At 61.8% G+C, this 19,044-nt stretch carries 20 protein-coding genes; 8 read left to right on the top strand and 12 right to left on the bottom strand.

The genetic code is table 11. The features are described 5' to 3' along the window. The 3 genes from JFV30_RS32245 to JFV30_RS32235 are packed head-to-tail and all read left to right on the top strand — an operon-like array spanning position 1 to position 1,917. Positions 1-885: a type II secretion system F family protein gene (locus tag JFV30_RS32245; RefSeq protein ID WP_201126066.1), complete on the top strand. Its 885-nt coding sequence runs from the start codon at positions 1-3 to the stop codon at positions 883-885. Between the two features lie 11 nt (positions 886-896). Continuing rightward, positions 897-1,619, top strand: coding sequence for a tetratricopeptide repeat protein (locus JFV30_RS32240; protein WP_201126065.1), 723 nt, complete (start codon positions 897-899; stop codon positions 1,617-1,619). Between the two features lie 22 nt (positions 1,620-1,641). Next, complete coding sequence (locus tag JFV30_RS32235; protein ID WP_201126064.1) at positions 1,642-1,917, top strand: DUF3613 domain-containing protein; 276 nt, start codon at positions 1,642-1,644, stop codon at positions 1,915-1,917. Here JFV30_RS32235 and JFV30_RS32230 read toward each other — a convergent pair. After that, positions 1,914-2,702, bottom strand: a complete 789-nt coding sequence (locus JFV30_RS32230) for a response regulator (protein WP_201126063.1) — start codon at positions 2,700-2,702, stop codon at positions 1,914-1,916. The two genes, JFV30_RS32235 and JFV30_RS32230, sit on opposite strands and share 4 nt — an antisense overlap. 113 nt (positions 2,703-2,815) lie before the next feature. After that, positions 2,816-3,301, bottom strand: a complete 486-nt coding sequence (locus JFV30_RS32225; protein ID WP_201126062.1) for a prepilin peptidase — start codon at positions 3,299-3,301, stop codon at positions 2,816-2,818. Positions 3,302-3,372: 71 nt separating this feature from the next. On the opposite strand from JFV30_RS32225, the gene JFV30_RS32220 reads away from it, so the two are divergent. Continuing rightward, positions 3,373-3,813 carry a TadE/TadG family type IV pilus assembly protein gene (locus tag JFV30_RS32220; protein ID WP_029616044.1) on the top strand — a complete coding sequence of 147 codons (441 nt, stop codon included), beginning with the start codon at positions 3,373-3,375 and terminating at the stop codon, positions 3,811-3,813. After that, positions 3,810-6,557, top strand: coding sequence for a PAS domain-containing sensor histidine kinase (locus tag JFV30_RS32215; RefSeq protein ID WP_201126061.1), 2,748 nt, complete (start codon positions 3,810-3,812; stop codon positions 6,555-6,557). Before JFV30_RS32220 ends, JFV30_RS32215 begins: the two co-directional genes overlap by 4 nt. On the opposite strand, the gene JFV30_RS32210 is transcribed toward JFV30_RS32215, so the two are convergent. The 5 genes from JFV30_RS32210 to JFV30_RS32190 all read right to left on the bottom strand — a co-directional run bounded on the left by JFV30_RS32210 (position 6,554) and on the right by JFV30_RS32190 (position 10,989). Next, on the bottom strand, positions 6,554-8,575 hold the full coding sequence (locus tag JFV30_RS32210) for a pilus assembly protein TadG-related protein (protein ID WP_242487126.1): 2,022 nt from the start codon (positions 8,573-8,575) through the stop codon (positions 6,554-6,556). The genes JFV30_RS32215 and JFV30_RS32210 overlap by 4 nt on opposite strands. A 129-nt stretch (positions 8,576-8,704) precedes the next feature. Then, a complete protein-coding gene (locus JFV30_RS32205) occupies positions 8,705-9,262 on the bottom strand; it encodes a DUF4136 domain-containing protein (RefSeq protein ID WP_010174054.1) in 558 nt (185 codons plus the stop codon). Positions 9,263-9,307: 45 nt separating this feature from the next. Then, positions 9,308-9,913, bottom strand: coding sequence for a DUF4136 domain-containing protein (locus JFV30_RS32200; RefSeq protein ID WP_010174052.1), 606 nt, complete (start codon positions 9,911-9,913; stop codon positions 9,308-9,310). A gap of 24 nt (positions 9,914-9,937) precedes the next feature. Continuing rightward, entirely contained in the window at positions 9,938-10,687 is a 750-nt protein-coding gene (locus JFV30_RS32195; protein WP_010174050.1) for a methyltransferase domain-containing protein, read from the bottom strand. Next, positions 10,684-10,989 (bottom strand): MazG-like family protein, encoded by a 306-nt coding sequence (locus JFV30_RS32190; RefSeq protein WP_010174048.1) that lies wholly within the window; start codon positions 10,987-10,989, stop codon positions 10,684-10,686. Before JFV30_RS32190 ends, JFV30_RS32195 begins: the two co-directional genes overlap by 4 nt. 162 nt (positions 10,990-11,151) lie before the next feature. Between JFV30_RS32190 and JFV30_RS32185 the strand changes: the two genes are divergently transcribed. The 3 genes from JFV30_RS32185 to JFV30_RS32175 all read left to right on the top strand — a co-directional run bounded on the left by JFV30_RS32185 (position 11,152) and on the right by JFV30_RS32175 (position 13,548). Continuing rightward, the gene (locus JFV30_RS32185; protein WP_169386467.1) at positions 11,152-11,442 is read left to right on the top strand and encodes a hypothetical protein; all 291 of its coding nucleotides are present in this window, start codon (positions 11,152-11,154) and stop codon (positions 11,440-11,442) included. A gap of 301 nt (positions 11,443-11,743) precedes the next feature. After that, positions 11,744-12,046 carry a DUF6124 family protein gene (locus JFV30_RS32180; RefSeq protein WP_201126060.1) on the top strand — a complete coding sequence of 101 codons (303 nt, stop codon included), beginning with the start codon at positions 11,744-11,746 and terminating at the stop codon, positions 12,044-12,046. A 155-nt stretch (positions 12,047-12,201) separates the two neighbouring features. After that, positions 12,202-13,548 (top strand): MATE family efflux transporter, encoded by a 1,347-nt coding sequence (locus JFV30_RS32175; protein ID WP_201126059.1) that lies wholly within the window; start codon positions 12,202-12,204, stop codon positions 13,546-13,548. Here JFV30_RS32175 and JFV30_RS32170 read toward each other — a convergent pair. The 5 genes from JFV30_RS32170 to JFV30_RS32150 form a co-directional block, all read right to left on the bottom strand. Further along, entirely contained in the window at positions 13,532-14,395 is an 864-nt protein-coding gene (locus JFV30_RS32170) for an alpha/beta hydrolase (RefSeq protein WP_201126058.1), read from the bottom strand. The two genes, JFV30_RS32175 and JFV30_RS32170, sit on opposite strands and share 17 nt — an antisense overlap. A gap of 101 nt (positions 14,396-14,496) precedes the next feature. Next, positions 14,497-16,410 carry an arginine decarboxylase gene (gene speA / locus JFV30_RS32165; protein WP_201126057.1) on the bottom strand — a complete coding sequence of 638 codons (1,914 nt, stop codon included), beginning with the start codon at positions 16,408-16,410 and terminating at the stop codon, positions 14,497-14,499. A gap of 212 nt (positions 16,411-16,622) precedes the next feature. Beyond that, positions 16,623-16,994 carry a translation initiation factor Sui1 gene (locus tag JFV30_RS32160; protein WP_010174042.1) on the bottom strand — a complete coding sequence of 124 codons (372 nt, stop codon included), beginning with the start codon at positions 16,992-16,994 and terminating at the stop codon, positions 16,623-16,625. Between the two features lie 173 nt (positions 16,995-17,167). Continuing rightward, entirely contained in the window at positions 17,168-17,704 is a 537-nt protein-coding gene (locus JFV30_RS32155; protein WP_010174041.1) for an NUDIX hydrolase, read from the bottom strand. A 2-nt stretch (positions 17,705-17,706) separates the two neighbouring features. Next, the gene (locus JFV30_RS32150) at positions 17,707-18,774 is read right to left on the bottom strand and encodes a DUF2333 family protein (RefSeq protein ID WP_088424722.1); all 1,068 of its coding nucleotides are present in this window, start codon (positions 18,772-18,774) and stop codon (positions 17,707-17,709) included. Between the last annotated feature and the right edge of the window lie 270 nt (positions 18,775-19,044).

The following is a 19,044-nucleotide window of genomic DNA, read 5'->3' as shown; positions in this document are numbered from 1 at the left end:
ATGGCGATACTGATCAGTGCCGTATTGTTTCTTGCCGCGCTATCGCTACTGCTGGCCAATATCCTGAGCAGTCGTCGTCAACAACGCCTGGTCACCCAACGGCTGCAAGGCGAGCCAGGCCGCAACGACAAGATGAGTGAGTGGTTGCACCAGTTGGGCAGTACTCGAATCGGCCAGCGCACCGTCAGCCTCGACAACGAAACCCAAACCCTGCTCAATCGCATGGGCTGGAGAAAGGCCAGCCAGCGTTCGATGTTCGCTGCCTGTCAAATCGGGTCGCCGATACTTCTGCTGGGCCTGACCGCGCTGGCACTGGAGCTGTTTTTTCCCGACATGGAGCATGGTTCTGTGATCGCCTTGCTGGGCCTGATCATCGGTTACCTGCTGCCCAAGCGAATCCTGGTTGCACTCGCCAAAAAGCGCCAGGAACGCATCGCCCGGGAAGTGTCGACCTTCATTCCCCTGGTGCGCATCCTGTTTGAGTCCGGCATGGCCGTAGAGCAGGCGCTTCGGGTCATGGCCTACGACGCACAGAAACTGTTGCCGGTGCTGACCGCCGAACTGCGCCTGGTGCTGGCGCGCGTCGATTCCGGGCTGGAGTTGGGTGAAGAGTTGAACAAGACCAGCCAGCTACTGGCCGTCGATGAACTCACCGACACCTGCCTGATCCTTCAGCAGCTTCTGCATCAGGGCGGTGGTGCGATGAAGTCGCTGCAATCGCTCAAGCAACTGCTGGATGACCGGCGCCTGACCCGCTTGCAGGAATACATTTCCAAGATGTCCGCGAAGATGTCCGTGGTGATGATGCTGTTCCTGTTTCCCGCATTACTGATCGTATTGGCCGGCCCTGGCTTTATCGCCATCGCCAAAGCCTTCACGCCTTGAGAGGACATGCAATGAAGACCGTGATGATCGCCTGCAGCCTGTTGTTACTCGGTGGTTGTGCCAGTAACGGACAGCTGCCATGGGCGGGTTTCAGCGCTCAGGGCAGTTGTGCCAAGCCCAATTCCAATCAGGAGTTGTCGTTGAACCTGGCCGACGACATGGCCAACGAGGGCAAGCTGCACGCCAGCCTGGCCAACCTGCAAAACCTGCCGGACAACCTGCCCCAGGTACGCCAGCGTCAGGCCAAGGTGTACCGCCTGCTGGGGCGCAGCGAAGCCGAACCGTTGTACCGCAGCCTGCTCGGCACCTGCCTGGCCGCCGAAGGCGAGCACGGCCTGGGCCAACTGGCCGCCGCCCGGGGTGACAACGGCCAAGCCATGGCGCACTTGCAGCGCGCGGCCAGGATGTCGCCCACCGACGAGAAAATCCGCAATGACCTGGGCGTCGTGTACCTCAATCAACGGCGCGTGGAAGACGCACGCTTCGAATTCCTCACGGCGATGGAGCTCAAGCAAAGTGATCAACTGGCGGCGATCAATCTGGTCACGCTGATGATCTATCAGGACAACTGGGAGCAAGCCGCACAAGTGGCCAGCCGCATGGGCCTGAGCCCCGAACAAGTGACACAGGCCCAAGCCCGGGCGCAGCAACTGAAAGCCCCCGTATCCATGGCGACCGCGCCAAAAGATCAGGTCGCCGCCGCCAGCAACGCGGCGCAGGCGCCGGTCAAATAGATCCAAGAAGGGAGTACCCACGATGAAACTCACACTGCTCGCCACGCTGTTGTTAGCCGGCCTGCCAATAACGGCTCTGGCGATTGAACCCGGGCCTTCTTCGCCACAACAAAAACAGACCGAGGGCTGGCTGCAGTTGCAGGTCAGCGGCGAACGGGCCTCCGCCAACGTGCAAAAGGCCACGCCCGCTGAGCGCGACCAGGCCACGCAGCGTTGGCTGGACAGTTACAAACACTCTATTCCCGAGTACTACGACCAGAAACAGGGTGGCGCCGCTCCCGGCGGCGGCAGCAACTAGTGGGCAGTGACGCGCTGGCGTGCTGCCGAGTTACTCGGCGATAACGCCAGCGCCAGCTGGGTGCGGTTGTGCATATGGGTCAGGCGCAGCACCTGGGACACGTAGAGTTTCACCGTGTTTTCGGTGATACCCAGCTCACAGGCGATTTGATAGTTGGTCTGGCCCTTGCCTACCAGCCTGGCGACATCCAGCTGGCGTGGAGACAGCTGATTGAAGATCGCCGGTATTTCAACGCGGTCAGCGTCGCTGACGTCGCCGTCGGCTTCTGTCGACAAGTTGGATTGCGGGCTGCTGCGCACCTTGTCGAGGTCATGATAAAGATCGTCGATGGACGCCGAGAGAAACTGCAGCTTCTGGTTCAGATGCCCCAGGTCGAGGTTTTTCTGCCGGTCTTGCAACGCCACGACTTGGCGCTGCAACCCTTCGAGCAGCTCGCCGAGGTTGATCGGCTTCTGGTAGTAATCGGCAATCCCGGCACGCAGGGCCTTGATCACGTCCTGCTTGTCTGCACGCCCCGTCAACATGATGGCCTCAAACACCCGCTGCTTGCCGGCCAGGCGTTGCAGGGCCTGGACCAGCTCGATCCCGTCCATCTCCGGCATATGCAGATCGCACAGCACCAGACCGATTTCGGCATCGTCGCGAAAGCGCTCGATGGCCTGCTGGCTGGAGTGGCAAGGGACGCAGCGGTAACCGCTGCTTTCAAGAAATTCGCAAAGCTCTTCCACGATCAGGGGCTGATCATCGACAACGAGCACTTTCACTTCAGAGGTAAGCTTGTTCACGCGCTACTCCATGCCTGGGCAAGCCAAAGACCGACCGATCCATTCCGACCACTTTCCTATACAACCTACCCATAAACGTAGACGTACTTTCCTACTATGTACATAGCGATAGCCTACGTGGCGACTAATGGGATCCAAAGCCAGGCCAGGCAAAAACCGACCAGTAAAAACGGCACGAACGGCTGCTTGGTCGGGCGTGCCGGATCAAGGTATTGCAAAGTATTCCTAAGCCCTTGATTCATCAGCGGCCACAGCCTGGGGGCCAGCAGCAGCCACGCCGCGCTGGCAAGGCCGGCACCGATAAACGTGCCCAGTACGTAGAAGGAGTTGGTCGCCAGCCCCAATGCCACGATCAATTTCACGTCACCGGCGCCAAGACGGCCCAGTGCGTAACCGGGCACAGTGAACAGCAGGGCCAGGACAAACGCCAAGCCGCCCTCGGCAGCGGGTGCGCCGAGCCAGGTGGTGCCAGTCCAAAGGAGGTAAACCAGCGCCAGCAGGCCCGCGCCGAGGGTCAAGCGGTTGGAGATCTCACGTCGACGGATATCTTGCACAGCGCACAGCGCCAGCCAAACAAGTAGGACGAGGCCTTGAATCACGTAAAAAAAATCCCTTTTTGCTGAATGATTCTATGCTGATATCAGGTAGTTGTAGTCAGGGTAGACGAGTCATGAAAAAAGGCCTCCCTAGAAAGCAAAAAGGTGCCGCCGCGCTGGAGTTCGCGATGGTCTTCATGATTTTTTTTGCCGTATTTTATGGCTTGGTCAGCTATAGCCTGCCGTTGCTGCTGATGCAGTCCTTTACCCAGGCCGCCGCCGAAGGCGTAAGGCGTAGCGTCGCGCTGGACCCGGCCACGGCAAACTACCCAACGGCCCTGCCCAACCAGGCCATCGCGGCAGCCCAGGCGCAACTGTCTTGGCTCCCTCCCCAGTTCAAATTCCTTCCCACGTACGTCACGGCAACCTACACCCCGGCGGGGCTGTTGACGGTGAACATCAACTACCCGACGTCCAGCCTCCAAAGTGTGTTGCCGTTCCTGGTGTTGCCGGGCTTTGGTACCGTCCCCGCGCTGCCTCCCACGCTTTCCGCCCAATCGAGCATGCAGTTTTGACCTCAGGGGACAAACTGTTCGGCCGCCTGCTCGGACGCAGCAATCACCTGGCCACCGACGCGCCGACAGCGATGCCAGGCACCGCCGCGTTGCTGTTCTACCTGGATGCTCAGGGCCGGGTGGTGGACGTCCGTGGCTCGCTGCGTCACCGGCTGGAACACCCCGCCGCACAACAGCCACAGCCAACACCGCTGCTCGACTACCTCACGCCGATGAGCAGCCTGGCGATCGAAGGCGCGCCCGGCGACTGGCAAGGACAAAGCCTGGACCTGGACTTCAAGGGGCTTGCCGGGCAAACCCTGCATACCCGCGGCTGGGTTCAGCCCGACGGCAAAGGTTGGCTGCTGCAACTGCTGGACATTGGCGACCTGATTGCCCAGCGCCAACTCACTCAGGTGCGCGAACACCAGCAGCGCGTGAGCGATCAGATCAGCGAGCAACTGCGGGTATGCAGCCTGACGCGCCTGCCCGAGGTACTGCACGACACACTCCAGAGCCTTTCCCAGCACTGGCGTATCCCCTGCGTCGCCATCGCCTTGCTGGATGAGCAGGGCCAGGAATGGCGCATCCAGGGCTGCTACACCGCCCACGACGCTCCGGCGCTCTGGAGCAACGGCCAGGCCTTGGGCTCCAGTCTCGACAGCCTGGGCGGTACGGCGCCGATGAGCCTGGAGGTGCACCGTGGCCACAGCGACCACCCGCGCCTGCAAGGCCTGTTTGGCAATGCCGATGGTTTTCTGGTGCCTTACCGGGACGGCAACGGCGTAGGCGCATGGCTGCTGTGCGGTTTCTATAGCCGCCAGGAACACACCAGCGACCGTGACTGGTTGCAACTGACCGCCGCCCTCGCCATGCCGTTGCTCAGCCGCCTGCGCGAACAGCGCCATCAGCAGCAGTTGGATCGCGTCGACGCGCTGCAGGGACTGCTCGGTACCGGCTGGTGGGAGCTGCCTCCCCACAGTGAGGACATTGAACTCGCCCCGCAGTTGCTGCACACCCTCAGCCAGGGTGAGACCACCACACGGCTGTCGCTGCCGATGTGGCTCAACCTGATTCACCCTGCCGACCGCGAAGAACTCGCCAGCCGCCTGCAAGACCTCAAGCACCTGGGCAAGCCACTCTCCACCAGCGTTCGCCTGCAACGCAGCGACCCGGCGCAAAACCCCATCTGGTACCGCGTGCAAGGGCAAGCGCTGGGGGCGGGCGAGCAGCGTCGGCTGGTGGGTTTCATGCTCGACATCAGCGACATCAAAAACCAGCAACAACAGGCCGCCGCCGCCCACGCCCGCCTGGATAACCTGATCGCCAGTTCCCCGGCCGTGATCTACGTGCAGCGCTACGTCGAGGGCACGCTGCAACCGGTGTTCTTCAGTGACAGCCTGCTGCCGCTGCTGGGCCGCAGCCTGGCCGACTTCACCCCGGCGGCGCTGAACGAATGGATTCACCCCGACGACCGCGACCTCTACTTCGACCGTACCCGCCAACTGCTGCGCGAAGGCCACGTGAGCTGCCGCTACCGGGTGCGCGATCAGCAGGGCGATTACCACTGGCTGCTGGATGAAGCCCGGCTGCTGCGCGACGACTTGGGGTTGCCCGTGGAGGCCGTGGGCCTGTGGCTGGATGTCACCGAGGCAACCCTGGCAGCGCAACGGGTCAAGGAGAGCGAGGAGCGCTACCGGATCCTGGTGGAAGACTCCCCCGCCATGATCTGCCGCTACCGCCCGGACCTGACCCTGACCTTCGGCAATACCCCCCTGGCCAATTACATGGAGTGCCTGCCCGAGCAACTGCCGGGCATGAACCTCAGCCAGTGGCTGTCCGAAGAACAGCGCGAGGCCTTTGTGCTGCGCATCCGGCAGTTGACCCCGGAGTTCCCCGTGAGCACCGCCGAAATCAGCCTGCAACTGCCGGGGCGTACACACGCCTGGTGGGTATGGTCGGACCGCGGCGTATTCGACGAAGAGGGCCAGTTGCAGGAAGTGCAGGCCGTGGGCCGGGACAACACCGAAGTGCGCCGCTCCCAGCAGCAACTGACCCAGAGCGCGAAAATGGCCACCCTCGGCGAAATGGCCACCGGCCTGGCCCACGAGATCAACCAGCCGCTGAACGTGATGCGCATGGCCATCGTCAACGTGCTCAAGCGCTTGAGCAACGGCGATGCGCAGATCGACTACTTGACGGAAAAACTCCAGCGCATCGACGCCCAGGTTCAGCGGGCGGCCCGGGTAGTGGACCATATGCGCGTGTTCGGCCGCCGCTCGGAAGTCGAACAGCAACCCTTCAACCCGGCGCAGGCGGTGGAAGGCACCCTGTCCTTGCTCAGTGAAGGCATGCGCGGCAAAGGCGTGGACCTGCGCGTGACGCAGGCGGACGTTGCGGTGCAGGTCAAAGGCTATGTCGACCAGTTGGAGCAGGTGCTGATCAACCTGATGGTCAACGCCCGTGATGCCCTGCTGAGCAAGCGCGAGCACGACCGCGATTTGCAACCGTGGATCTCGGTGCAGATCGAGCACGACAGCCGCCATGTACGCATCTGGGTGGAGGACAACGGCGGCGGGATCGACCCACGGCTGCTGGAGCGGATTTTCGAACCGTTCTTCACCACCAAGCCCATTGGCGTGGGCACCGGCCTGGGGTTGTCGGTGAGCTATGGCATTGTCGAAAACATGGGCGGCCGGTTGAGCGTCGCCAACAGTGAGCACGGGGCGAAGTTTTGTGTGGAGCTGCCGGTGGTCGAAGCCTAGTTCACCAGCGCCGCTTGCCCGTGAGGCCGGCAACTGAGGTTGGCCCCCACTTCCACCGCATTCAGGTTCACCCCAAGGTTCGACAGCAAGGTGTTCACCAATGGATCGAGGATCGGGCTGAGCACTCCACCGATAATCGTGCCCAGGGAACTGTTGAGCCCGTTGAGCAGCGTGCCTGTCGTCGCCAGTAATCCTCCCAGCAGATTGAACCCCGTCGGCTTGTAGACCTGGAACTGAATCCCCGTTAACGCGTTGCTGATCGCGCTGAGAAGACTGGTTGTCGATGACGCGTAATACTGCGGCGGCTGGTTGATTTCCGGTGGTTGGAGGTACGTGTAGGGAGGCATAGCACTCGTCGCAGCGCCCACCGAACTATTGATGCTGAGGCCAATACCACCACCGTAAAAAGGCTTGCGGGTCGCGGGGTCGCACGTCGTCGGGCCGAGCCCCAGCAAGGGTCTGAAACAGGTAATGGCCCCGATATCCACCACTGGTAAAGGCGGAATCGGATTGAGCGTGGTGTTGCTGTTAAACGCGTTGATCAGCTGCGGACTCTGGCCAACTTGTACGGTAACGATCGAGGCGTTGGTTTGAGTGGTCAGGGTCTTGGTCGCGTCGCTCACACACGTAAACCCGGTGACGTAGCTCTCCGCCGAGCCCAGCTGAAGCACCACATCTATTCTGGCCGCTGGCGGATTTGAGGAAGACGACAGCACCTGCAGGTTCGTCATCTGGCAATAGCCGCCCAGCAGGCACAGCACCGAATTGATGGTCCCTCCCAAGTTCAAGCTCAACAGGTTGTTCAACACGTCTGAAAGTGGCCCGACCAAGCCGTTCAAGGCGACGTCCACCACGGGCAAGTCCAGTACCGGCAAGCCCAGAGTCAGGCCGACGCTCATTTGAGCCGTTCTTACATATATTCGCGTCGCCGGGGTTTTATCTTTGGCATAGGTAGGGTCACCGATCGCTGACAACTGCGGTGGCTGAATCACCTTTACCTGCACCCCCGCATTCACCAGTCCCGGGATATTTACCGGGATAGTCGCCACCACCCCGTTCTTGGTATTGGCCAATTGCACAAAAGCTTCGGCCAGCTGGAACACATTCAAACTGGTATTCAGCCCCGCCGACACCGCCCCCGTTTGCAGCTGCAACAGGCTGCCCAGGGTGACATCAAGATTGCCGATTATCGCGTTGATACTGGTGAGGCCACTGACCGCCACGCTGGCCGTACTGCCTCCGGCATTGAGCACCGTAATCGCCGCATCGAGCAGTTGGCTGATCTTGAGGTTCTTGGTCAACAGTTGATCGTAGGCACCCGCCGTCACCCCCACGTTCAACGCCAACTGGTTAAGGTAGCTGAGCAGGTTGATATTGGTGTCTACCAAGCCTTGCCAGCCGGCGACGCTCAGGTTCAATGAGCCGCCCAACAGTTGGCCGAACAACAGGTTCAACGCGGCTGACTTGGTCGAGTCCACGGTGACCAGTGTTGATTTGATCGTCAGTTGTGCTTGAGGCGGCAGGATCTTCGGCGCCGCCACGGCGACGGCAGACAGTTGGGTGTTCAAGTTGTAGCCGCCACCATTGGCCATTGCCCAGAGGCCCCCGGCAACACTGGTCATTACCGGTCGCGAGGCTATCACCTGGATGGCATCGGTCTTGGTCGAGTCTGCGGAGAACACTCGCTGGTTGGTGGCCCCGGTTGCCAGTACTCCGCATTTCACTATCAGGGCGCTTCCCGGCGGGATGACATAACCGTTGCGCACTGCACTGGCACCGGCATAGGTGGGCGCAGTGTTGGTGGCGGGCAGGCAATCACCCTTGCGCTGCACCGCTTCCAGTGCCGCCATGTCGGCGATGGACTGCAATTTGCGCTTTTCCACGTACAGACGACTGCTGTCGATCACCAGCAACAGGAACACCAAGGCCGTGCCCAAGGTCACGGCCGCTATCAAGCCAATGGCACCACGCTGCCTTGCGTACCCGGCCAGGCGGCCGGAACGAGGTCGAAGAGACATCGAGCACTCCTTTGCCGGCACACTGCCGAGCGCTTACTCTCCTGTGTTGCTTGGGAGTGTAGACAACCGCAGCGGGGGCTGCCGGCCAGTCGCCATACCTCGGCGACTGGCGGGGTGCTGATTACAGAATCAGTGTGGCGGGTAGTTGGAAAGCACCTTGGTCACCGTCGCGCGAATAGCGGCGCTGCGGTCCTGTGGCTCGGGGGAACTGGCGAGCATTTGCTCATCGCTGCCACGCCACACCAGCTTGCCGTCCTTGCCGTCGAGCAAATCGATCTGGATGGTCGCGACCTTGTAGGTGATGTTGCGGGTTTCGTTGTACATCGGCGCGCCCCAGTAACCATTCCACGGCCCGCCCCAGGCGCCGCCGTAATTGGTGGTGACTTGTTGCTGGCGGTCCTCAACGATCAGGTAAGTCTGCACATTCAGGTCAGCCTTGGTGCCCGGCGCCGCAGGGCGCAAGCCACGCTGGTCAAGTTGTTCGCCCACGGCCTGGCGGATGCGCTGTTCGGTGAGGTCACTCTTGATCCGCGGGTCATCCGGACGGTATTGCAACGCAGGCTCTTTCCAGCTCCAGCTGCGGTACGCGCCAAAGTCCCGGCTGGCGTCAAAATCGTGGTTGACCTGGCTGCTCTGGCAACCGCTCAGCAACACAACAACAGCAAGTGCAGCGATACGACGAAGCATGGTTTTTCTCCAAAAGACGAACTGAGCCTGAAATGAGAATAGCTGCTAACTGGGAGGATAAGCGGTCATTGCTTTCTGCATCGCCTCACGCAACGCATCGGCGCGCTCGCCGAGGCTGCCCTGGCTTGCGGTTTCAGCGCTGGTGCTCCACACCGGCTGACGGGTGCGGGCATCGAACAGGCTGATGCGCGCCACGGCCACCGTCACCTCATAGGTGCGTACCACCGGCACCGTGTTGTACATGCCGTAACCGTTGCCGTAGCGGTTATAGCCGCCGTAACCGTAGCCATAATCGTCCTGGACCTGGCGCAGGCGTTTTTCCAGGCGCACATCGGCGCTCACCAACAGGTCGGGGGCGCGGTTGTCATGCAAGGGGCGCAGGCCTCGCTGGTCGAGGGCGCCGCTGACGGCCTCGGCAATCTGCGCCGAATCGGCCCAGGCCGAGCCCGCCGGCAGTTGATTGTTGAGCCAGGCCCAACTGCGGTAGGCGCCATAGTCGCGCACCGGCGCCGGGTAAGCGCTGGCGTCAAAGGTGTTGGCCGCCTGGGCAGGCGCCGGCGGCATCGGGGCAGATGCCGCCACATACGGGTTGGGGCTTTGGCAACCCGCCAGGCCCAGGCCCAGCAGGATCAGTCCAAGACAGCGCTTCATTTCGACCTCCGCAGACTGGGCCGCTTAAACCGGACGGCAGATCCAGTGCAAATAACGCCCAAGTCCGGCAAAGCTTGGGTGACGACGGTGTGCGAGCTCCATCTCCAACAAATCCTGCAACTCGGCGCGGGCCTGGAATTCCACCGGCATATAGTCGTGGAACACCCGCACGCCACTCTGGGTTTCGACCTGCCACAGGCCCTCTAGTTGCGTCGCCAACTCCCGTGGGTCGAGGGGTTGTTGCGGCGTGAGGCTCTGTTTTTCACCGGCCATGTCGTTCTTGCGCATTTTGCGGAAGTGGCCTTTGAGCAGGTTGCGGTAAATCAAGGCGTCCCGGTTGTAAAAGGCCAGAGACAGCCAGCCGCCGGGCGCGGTCAACTGGTGCAGCACCGGCAGGATTGCGTGGGGCTCGGCCAGCCATTCCAGTACGGCGTGGCACAGCACCAGGTCGTAGGGCTGGGTGAGTTGGCCGAGCAAGTCCTGCCAGGGCGCTTGAATGAAGGTCGCCGTCTGCCCGGCTTCAGCGAAACGCTGGCGGGCGCCTTCAAGCATCGGCTCGGCGGGTTCGGCCAGGGTCACGTCATGGCCGCGCTCGGCCAGCCACAACGACATATGGCCCAGGCCCGCGCCGATATCCAGCACCCGCAGCGGGCGGTCCGGCAGCGCCTCAATCAGGTCGGCTTGCAGCACGGCCAGGCGAATCGCGCCCTTGGCACCGCCGTAGATCTTCTCGGCGAAACGGGTGGCCAACTGGTCGAAATGACGGTCGCTCATTTGGCAAACCGCCGTTCGCTGTCGGCCAGTTTGGCGCGAACCACTTGATCCATGTCCAACCCCAACTCGCTGCACAACAGCAGCAGATACAGCACGATGTCACCGACTTCCTGGCCTGCGTGGGCGAGTTTGTCGGCGGGCAACTGGCGCGACTGGTCTTCGCTCAGCCACTGGAAAATCTCCACCAGCTCGGCCATTTCAACGCTGGCGGCCATCGCCAGGTTCTTGGGGCTGTGGAACTGCTTCCAGTCATTGGTATCGCGGATGCGGTGCAGGCGTTCGGTGAGGTGTTCGAGGTTCATGGGGGGCTCCTGAAGGTGTATAGCTTCGGGCGCAAGCCGCGCGAAGGCAAGTGAATCCCTGCGGCCCGTAAACCTCTATGCTAGAAGGGAACTAGCTTGGGCCAATAACGACCAAAGGCTCAGGTTCGGCAGCTACGCCCACCGTCTTATCAGGACACACACATGCAAACAGACTTTTTCGGATGGCTGGGCCTAAAAATCGGCCAGATCATCCACTTCATCGTCGAGTTGTTCAGCGGGCTGTTCAACACCCTGTCCCACGCGGGTGGCGACTTTGTCGACGGGCTGGCCAAATCCTTAGGGATGGACACCTCAATCATCAGCATCCTCATGCTGATTATCGGGTTGATGCTGCTGTACTCGGCGGTGCGCGCGTTTATGCGGGCCTCGATCATCATGGGGATTATCTGGTTGATGCTCGGGCTCTGGGTGCTCAGCTGGGTGGTGCATTAATAAAGGGCCAGCAGGGTAAATCCCTTTAACTTGAGGGACGTTTCCGAGACAATCTTTCGGCCTTGTGCCTGCTGGGATGGGTGGCTAGTCTTCGGCCCTTCACTGCATATCAGTGATCGGGTTTAGTCGCCCGAGTTCAGACAGGCGCATGTCTCCCATGAGGTTTTATGGTGGCTGTGCGCAGGGCACCTTCGGGTGCGCCGGAGTTTTCCTGTCTGACCGGTCGACTAACCTGCGTATAGCCGCCACCCTTCGTTTAGTCGCGACAGGGCCGGCTCCTTCTGCAGACAGGAGCTACACGATGAATAAGCTTGTCCCCGATCCACCCAGCGACCTCCTCAAAGACCGCGCCGCCTTCAACCGCGCCCTCGAACACTACCTGCCGTCCCAGGGCTTCCACACCATCAACGAAGACCTGAGCTTCGAAGACTCCCTGCTCTACACCGCCAGCCTGCTGAGCAGCGCCTCGGCCACTGCGCTCGATTGCGGCGAGCTGCTGGAAAGCCCGCAGCGAGCGAAGATCCTGGCGGTCTGGCACTTGCTGGAAATTGCCAAGACCACCGTCGACCGCTCCATCGAATGCCTGCATCCGCGTAAGACTTAAGCCTTCATTGCCTGGCCGTCAGCTATCGCAGGCAAGCCAGCTCCCACAGGGGAATGCATTCCAAGTGTGGGAGCCGGGCTTGCCCGCGATAGCGATCGCCCAGGCAACAGATATGCGTACAGCCAGTTACACTACCGCTCCCCAAAGGAGCCCGCATGACTTCCCTGCTGACCGACTGGCGCGACCGCCCCACCCATCGCCGCGTGTGGGCCCTCGCCGCGCCGATGATTTTGTCGAACATCTCCGTGCCGCTGGTGGCGCTGGTGGACAGCATGGTCATCGGCCACCTGCCCCACGCCCATCAACTCGGCGCCGTGGCCGTGGGGGCCAGCCTGTACACCTTCCTGGCCTGGGCCATGGGTTTCCTGCGCATGGGCTCCACCGGCTTTGCCGCCCAGGCCGCCGGGCGCGGTGATGGTGCGGCGCTGAGGCAGATTCTGTTGCAGGGGCTGCTGCTGGCGCTGGGCCTGGCGATGTTGCTCGGCAGCATCGGCATTCCGTTAAGCGGCCTGGTGCTGGACTGGATGCAGCCCTCACCCGAGCTGAACCAACTGACCCGGGAATTCTTCCACACCCGCCTCTTCGGCCTGCCTGCGGCCCTGGCCAGCTACGCGCTGGTCGGCTGGTTCCTCGGCACCCAGAACGCCCGCGCGCCGCTGGCGATTCTGCTCACCACCAACCTCGTCAATATCGCCCTCAACCTGTGGTTCGTCCTGGGTCTGGATTGGGGCGTGCTCGGCTCGGCTCGCGCCTCGGTGATCGCCGAATGGACCGGCGCCCTGCTCGGCCTGGCCCTCACCCAAAAAGCCCTGCGCGCCTACCCCGGCCATATCGCCTGGGCCGCCCTCAAGCTGTGGCAAAGCTGGCGCCCGCTGCTGGCGGTAAACCGCGATATCTTCATCCGCAGCCTGGCCCTGCAATCGGTGTTTTTCATGATCACGGTGCAAGGCGCCCGCTTGGGCGATGCGACGGTGGCGGCAAACGCGCTGCTGCTTAACGGATTACTGCTGACGGCTCACGCCCTGGACGGGCTGGCCCATGCCGTGGAAGCCTTGTGCGGCCACGCCATCGGTGCCCACGACCGCCAGGCCTTGCGCCGTTCGCTGGTGGTAGCCTGCGGTTGGTCGCTGCTGGCCAGCATCGGCTTCGCGATCCTGTTCGCCGTGTTCGGCCACCTGTTTATCGCCATGCAAACCGACATCCCGAGCGTGCGCGAAACCGCAGACATCTACCTGCCCTACCTCGCCGTGCTGCCATTGATTGCCGTGTGGAGCTACCTGCTGGACGGCCTGTTCATCGGCGCCACCCGCGCCCGGGAAATGCGTAACGGCATGCTGCTGACGGTGGTGATTGTGCTGCCATTCGCCTGGGCCTTGCAGGGCCTCGGTAACCACGGGCTGTGGATAACCTTCCTGCTGTTCATGGCCTTGCGCAGCCTCACGCTATGGGCAATTGCCTGGCGCCTGAACAAACAGGACCACTGGCTTACTGGCCCGGCGTGAACTTGATAAACGCGGTCACCCGGTCCAGCACCGGCGCCAGCCAGCGCAGCGGCCGGGCCATGGACGCTACCAATGTCGCGTGGCTGGTCTTGGTGAAGTAGAACGCCTCCACCGGCACACCCGCCGCCCGCAGCTTGTTCGCCAGGCCGCCGGTGTTGCGCTTGGGGTTGACCAGATTGTCGTCCACCGACGCAATCAACAGGCTTGGTGGTGCGCTTGCACTCACGTGGTTGATGGGCTGGGAATCGGGCGGTGAATCCGGATAGAAGAACACCGGGCGCACATCTCGGTTTTCAATCGGCAGGAAATCATACGGCCCGGCGAGGCCGATCCAGCCCTTGAAGATTGACGGCGACAATCCAACCCCGACCAACCATTGTGGATCCAGCGCCAGCATCGCAGCGTTATAGGCACCGGAGCTGTGGCCCATGACGTACAGCTTGCCGGGATCGGCGCCGTACTCGGCAATATGCTGGTGCGTCCAGGCAACCGCTTGGGCGCCGTCCTGCAAGAACAGTGGGTAACGCACTTGCGGGTAAAGCCGGTAATCGGCGATCACCACCACGATGCCACGCGAGGCCAGGGCTTCGCCGACGAAACCGTAGTCATCCCTGGAGCCGCTGTTCCAGCTGCCGCCATAGAAAAACACCACCACCGGCGCATTGGGCAAGGCAGTGACGGGACGGTAGATATCGAGTTTCTGGCGGGGGTCATCGCCGTAGGCGATGGAGGAGGTTTTGGTGAAGGTGCTGGAAGGTGTGAGTGCGTTGAGGACTTTGATGGGGGAGCAGGCTGCGAGCAGCGCGGCTATTGCCAGGGTGAACACTTGCAGAAGTTTGCTCGACATCGCCTAGCCCCTCTTTGCGTAAACCCTGGCCTTTGTGGTGAGCGGGCTTGCCCCGCGCGAGGCAAGCTCGCTCACCACAAAAAGCTGCGCCGTACCCCGTATCAGGAGGACAGGTAAGACGAGCGCGTCAGCCCCAGACGCAACGCATCCAGGAACTGGGTCCGCTCCGCCGCGGTGATCTTCGCGCTGGCGCACTTGTCACGGTAGTGAGTCATCAACTCCTCCGGCGACAAGTGCACGTAGCGCAGCATGTCTTCGATGGTGTCGTGGGTCTCGATCCCGGCGCTGTACACCGAACCGTCTTCACGCTGGTAGATGTTCACCGAGTCGGTGTCACCGAACAGGTTGTGCATGTCACCGAGGATTTCCTGGTAGGCGCCCACCAGGAAAATCCCCAGCAGGTAATCCTCACCTTCGTTCACCGCGTGCACTGGCAGGCTGGTCTCGATGCTTTGCTCGTCGACGTACTGCTTGATCTTGCCATCGGAGTCGCAGGTCAAATCCTGCAGCACCGCACGGCGCAGCGGTTCTTCGTCGAGGCGATGCAGCGGCAGAATCGGCAGCACCTGGCCGATGGCCCAAGTGTCCGGCAGGCTCTGGAACACCGAGAAGTTGCAGATGTATTTGTCGGCCAGCTTGTCGTTGAGTTCGTCCAGCACCTGGCGGTGCGAGCGCTGGCGGGCTTTCAGCGAGTTGTGCAGGCGGCGGCACACGGCGAAGTAGCACTGTTCGGCCAGGGCCTTTTCGGCGAGGGTCATTTTGCCGTCAGCGTACTGGGTGGCCACGTCGCTCATGTAGTGGGTGGCGCGCCAGTAGGTTTCGGTGACCATTTCAATGTCGGTCGGGCCCAGCAGGTCCACCAGCCATTGCACGGTTTCCGGCAGGCTTTCCTTGTTCTCGATCAGCGGCACGTCGTCGTTGTGCTTCTCGACGTCGGTGACTTGCACCACCAGCATCGCGTGGTGGGCGGTCAGGGAGCGGCCGCTCTCGGAGAAGATGTGCGGGTGCGGCAGGCTCTGCGCGTCGCAGAATTCCTTGAGCATGCCCACGACCACGCCAGCGTAGTCGTCCATGTCGTAGTTGATCGAGCTGGCGTTACGCGAGTGGGTACCGTCGTAGTCCACGCCCAGGCCGCCGCCCACGTCGATGTGGTCCACCGGCAGGCCGAGGTTGCGCAGTTCGCCGTAGTAACGAATGGCTTCCTTGAACCCGTGCTGGTAGTCGGCCAGGTTGGCGATCTGCGAGCCCATGTGGAAGTGCAGCAGGCGAATGCCCTGGTCCAGGCCCGCCGCGCGGAAACGCTCGACCACCGACAGCAGTTGCGCCGCCGACAGACCGAATTTGGATTTCTCGCCGCCGGTGTCTGCCCACTTGCTCGACGCCAAAGACGACAGGCGCACCCGCAGGCCCACCTGAGGCTTGACCTTGAGGTTGGCGGCTTCTTCGATTACCAGGCCGACTTCGGATTCTTTCTCGATCACGATGAAGACGTTGTGGCCCAGCTTCTGGCCCATCAGCGCGAGGCGGATGAACTCACGGTCTTTGTAACCGTTGCAGACGATGGTGCCGCCTTTCGGGGCCAGGGCCAGCACGGCCAGCAGCTCCGGCTTGGAGCCGGCTTCCAGGCCGATGGACACATCCTGGGTGGCGATGATGTTCTCGATCACCGCTTCCTGCTGGTTCACCTTGATCGGGTACAGCGCGGTGTATTTGCTCTGGTATTCCAGGCGCTCGATATTCGCGTCGAAGGCGCCGGTCAACTGGCGTACGCGGTCTTGCAGGATGTCGGGGAAGCGCACCAGCAACGGCAAGGACAGGCCGCTTTTGCGCAGCTCGTCTACTTGCTCGTACAGGTCGACGGGCGTGCTGTTCGGGCCGTTCGGACGGACTTCAACGCGACCGGCATCATTGATCGCGAAATACCCGGCCCCCCAATGGCGAATCCCGTAAACACTGCGGCTGTCCGCAACTGTCCATTGGCTGCCATCGTCTTTGCGTGTGCGTCGTACGGACATCGAAGTCCCCTATAAATGAAGTCGAAGTGCACCGGCCTGATCAGAGGATGGCGCAGTCTAAAGAATGAAAATGACGATTTGCCTGTGAGAGGGGTAGACCCCACTTGCAGGACAGAGTTTAGACACCGGTCAGGAACAGGCTCTGTGAAAACCATGGAGACGACAGTTCGCGTTCAGCGAGCAGGCCATCGGGGTGGTTTTCACAGAGGCTGCTAGCCGCCGGATTTCTTCGCCTTGTAACCCAGCTTGATCAGCTCGGCCAACAGCAACTCGACGTGGTCGCCCTGGATCTCGATCACGCCGTCTTTCAGGGCGCCACCGGTGCCGCAACGCTTTTTCAGCGTGGTGGCCAGCTCCTTCAGCGCATCTTCGGCCAGGGGCACGCCGGTGATGGTGGTCACCGTCTTGCCGCCACGGCCCTTGCTCTCGCGACGTACGCGGGCAATACCGTCGCCTTCGGGAATCAGGGTTGTTTTGCAGGTGCATGAATCCACGGGCTGGCGACAGTCCGGGCAATGTCGACCTGCGTCGGTGGAAAATACCAGGCCACCAAGGGCGGCGAAGGATGCGGCTTTTTTGGCCACCGGCAATCCTCTTGGGAGGACAAAGACTGATCGATGGGGTCACCGACCGCGAAGCCCCACTCAGGCAGGGGCAGCGCTACTGAACCGCGAGAGCGGTTCAGCCTGAAAAGTCGCGCAGTGTAACGGCAAAAAGGCCCCTTGCTAAGAGCCAAATGGCGCCAATTTATGCAACTTTAGCGACGCAGGGCCAAATATCGACGCAACCCTTCCTGTGCATCCGGGCAATAAGGCTTTTCTTCGGCCTCCTGCAACACCGTCGCCAGCGGCAGAAAGCGCGCTTCCATGACTTCTTCCGGCTGGATCCGCAGCGGCCCGTCCCACACAGCCGAGAACGACGTGCACCAGAGCCGGCTATCACCGTCTTCGAAGTAGAAGTGATCGTGAGCGGTCAGTTCGACGCCGCTGACCCCCAGCTCCTCCTCCAGCTCCCGGGCCGCCGACTCGGCGTAGGACTCGTGGGCCGCCACCATCCCGCCCGCCGCCGTGTCCCAGAACCCCGGGTACATGGCTTTGCTCAGGGTGCGCCGGTGCACACACAGCTCACCGGCCGAGTTGAACAGGAAGATAAAGGTGCAGCGCCCGATCAGCCCGCGCTGGCGCAAATCGGAACGCACCCGGGAGCCGAGCAGGTTGTCCTGCTCGTCGACCCAGGCAATCAGTTCGGCGTCGGAGGCGGCGCGGTGCGCCGCCTCCCGGGTGGAAGCGTCCATCATCAACCCTGGTTCAGGAGCTGACGCAAGTCGATCACTGCCGCGTTGGCCCGGGAAATATAGTTGGCCATGACCAGCGAGTGGTTGGCCAGGATGCCAAAACCACTGCCGTTGAGAATCATCGGGCTCCACACCGGTTCCTGCGAAGCTTCCAGCTCACGAATGATCTGGCGCACGCTGACGGTGGCGTTCTTCTTGGCCAGCACGTCGGCGAAGTCGACTTCAATGGCGCGCAGCAGATGGGACAAGGCCCAGGCCTGGCCGCGGGCTTCGTAGAACACGTTGTCGATCTGCATCCATGGGGTTTCCACCACTTCTTCGTCGACTTGCGGCACTTCACCCGGCGCCAGCGCTTCGGTTTTCAGCGCGGTGTTGAGCTTGACCCGGCCCACACTGGCCGACAGCCGTTGCGACAGCGAACCCAGACGGGTCGCCACATCACCCAGCCAGTTGTTCAGGTTGTCGGCACGCGCATAGAACAGCGCGCCGCGCTGATTCGGGTCAGACAAACGGGCTTCGTAGCGGCTCAGGGAATTGATGCCTTCCTGGTATTCCGACTCACTGGACGGCAACACCCAGCTCTTGTTGTCGAAGTTGAAGCGCGGCTCGGCCTTGGCCAGGTCCGCGTCTTCCGCCGACTGCGACTGCGAGCGGGCGAAGTCTTTGCGCAGGGCACGGGTCAGGTCACGCACCTGCACCAGCACGCCGTATTCCCAGCTGGGCATGTTGTCCATCCACAGGCCTGGCGGGAAGCGGTCGTTGGAAATGTAGCCACCCGGCTTGTTCAGCAAGGTGCCCACTACGGTCTTGAGGGTTTCGACGGTGGTGAAACCCACCACCATCTGCTTGCCTTCCTTCTCGGCGGCAATCTGCGCGTTCTGCTGCACCGGGAACAACGCAGGCTCTTCGCTCCAGTACCAGCCCAGGGCACCGGTGACCAACAGATACAACGCGACCAGCGAGAGCAGCGCACGGCTCATCAGCAGGTTACGAAAATAGCTGCGGGGGGCCGACTTGGTCTCGGGGGCCGGGCCCTTTGCACTGCCTGCGCGGTTTTTCCAGTCCAGCATGGCGATATCCTTTCAATCACTTGAGTTCAATAGCTACGACCACAAACCTACCCCATCGTGCCGAGCATCGGGCCGCTTTTAGTCGGGGGTGGCGCATATGCGCGGCTCGACTATAAAGGATGCACGCTTTTTACGCCCGCGCGACTGCAGGGTCGACAAATGAATATCCAGGACCTCGCAGTTAATTGACGTATGACACTCGTGCAAAGGAAAAGAGGTGCTAGCATAGAGCCATCAGTTCGACCTCAGCATGCAGCCTAACTAGTAGTC

The organism is Pseudomonas sp. TH32, from assembly GCF_016650855.1.
GTDB lineage: Bacteria > Pseudomonadota > Gammaproteobacteria > Pseudomonadales > Pseudomonadaceae > Aquipseudomonas.
The sequence above is the reverse complement of the archived record's forward strand: the minus strand, read 5'-3'. Positions and strand labels throughout refer to the sequence as shown.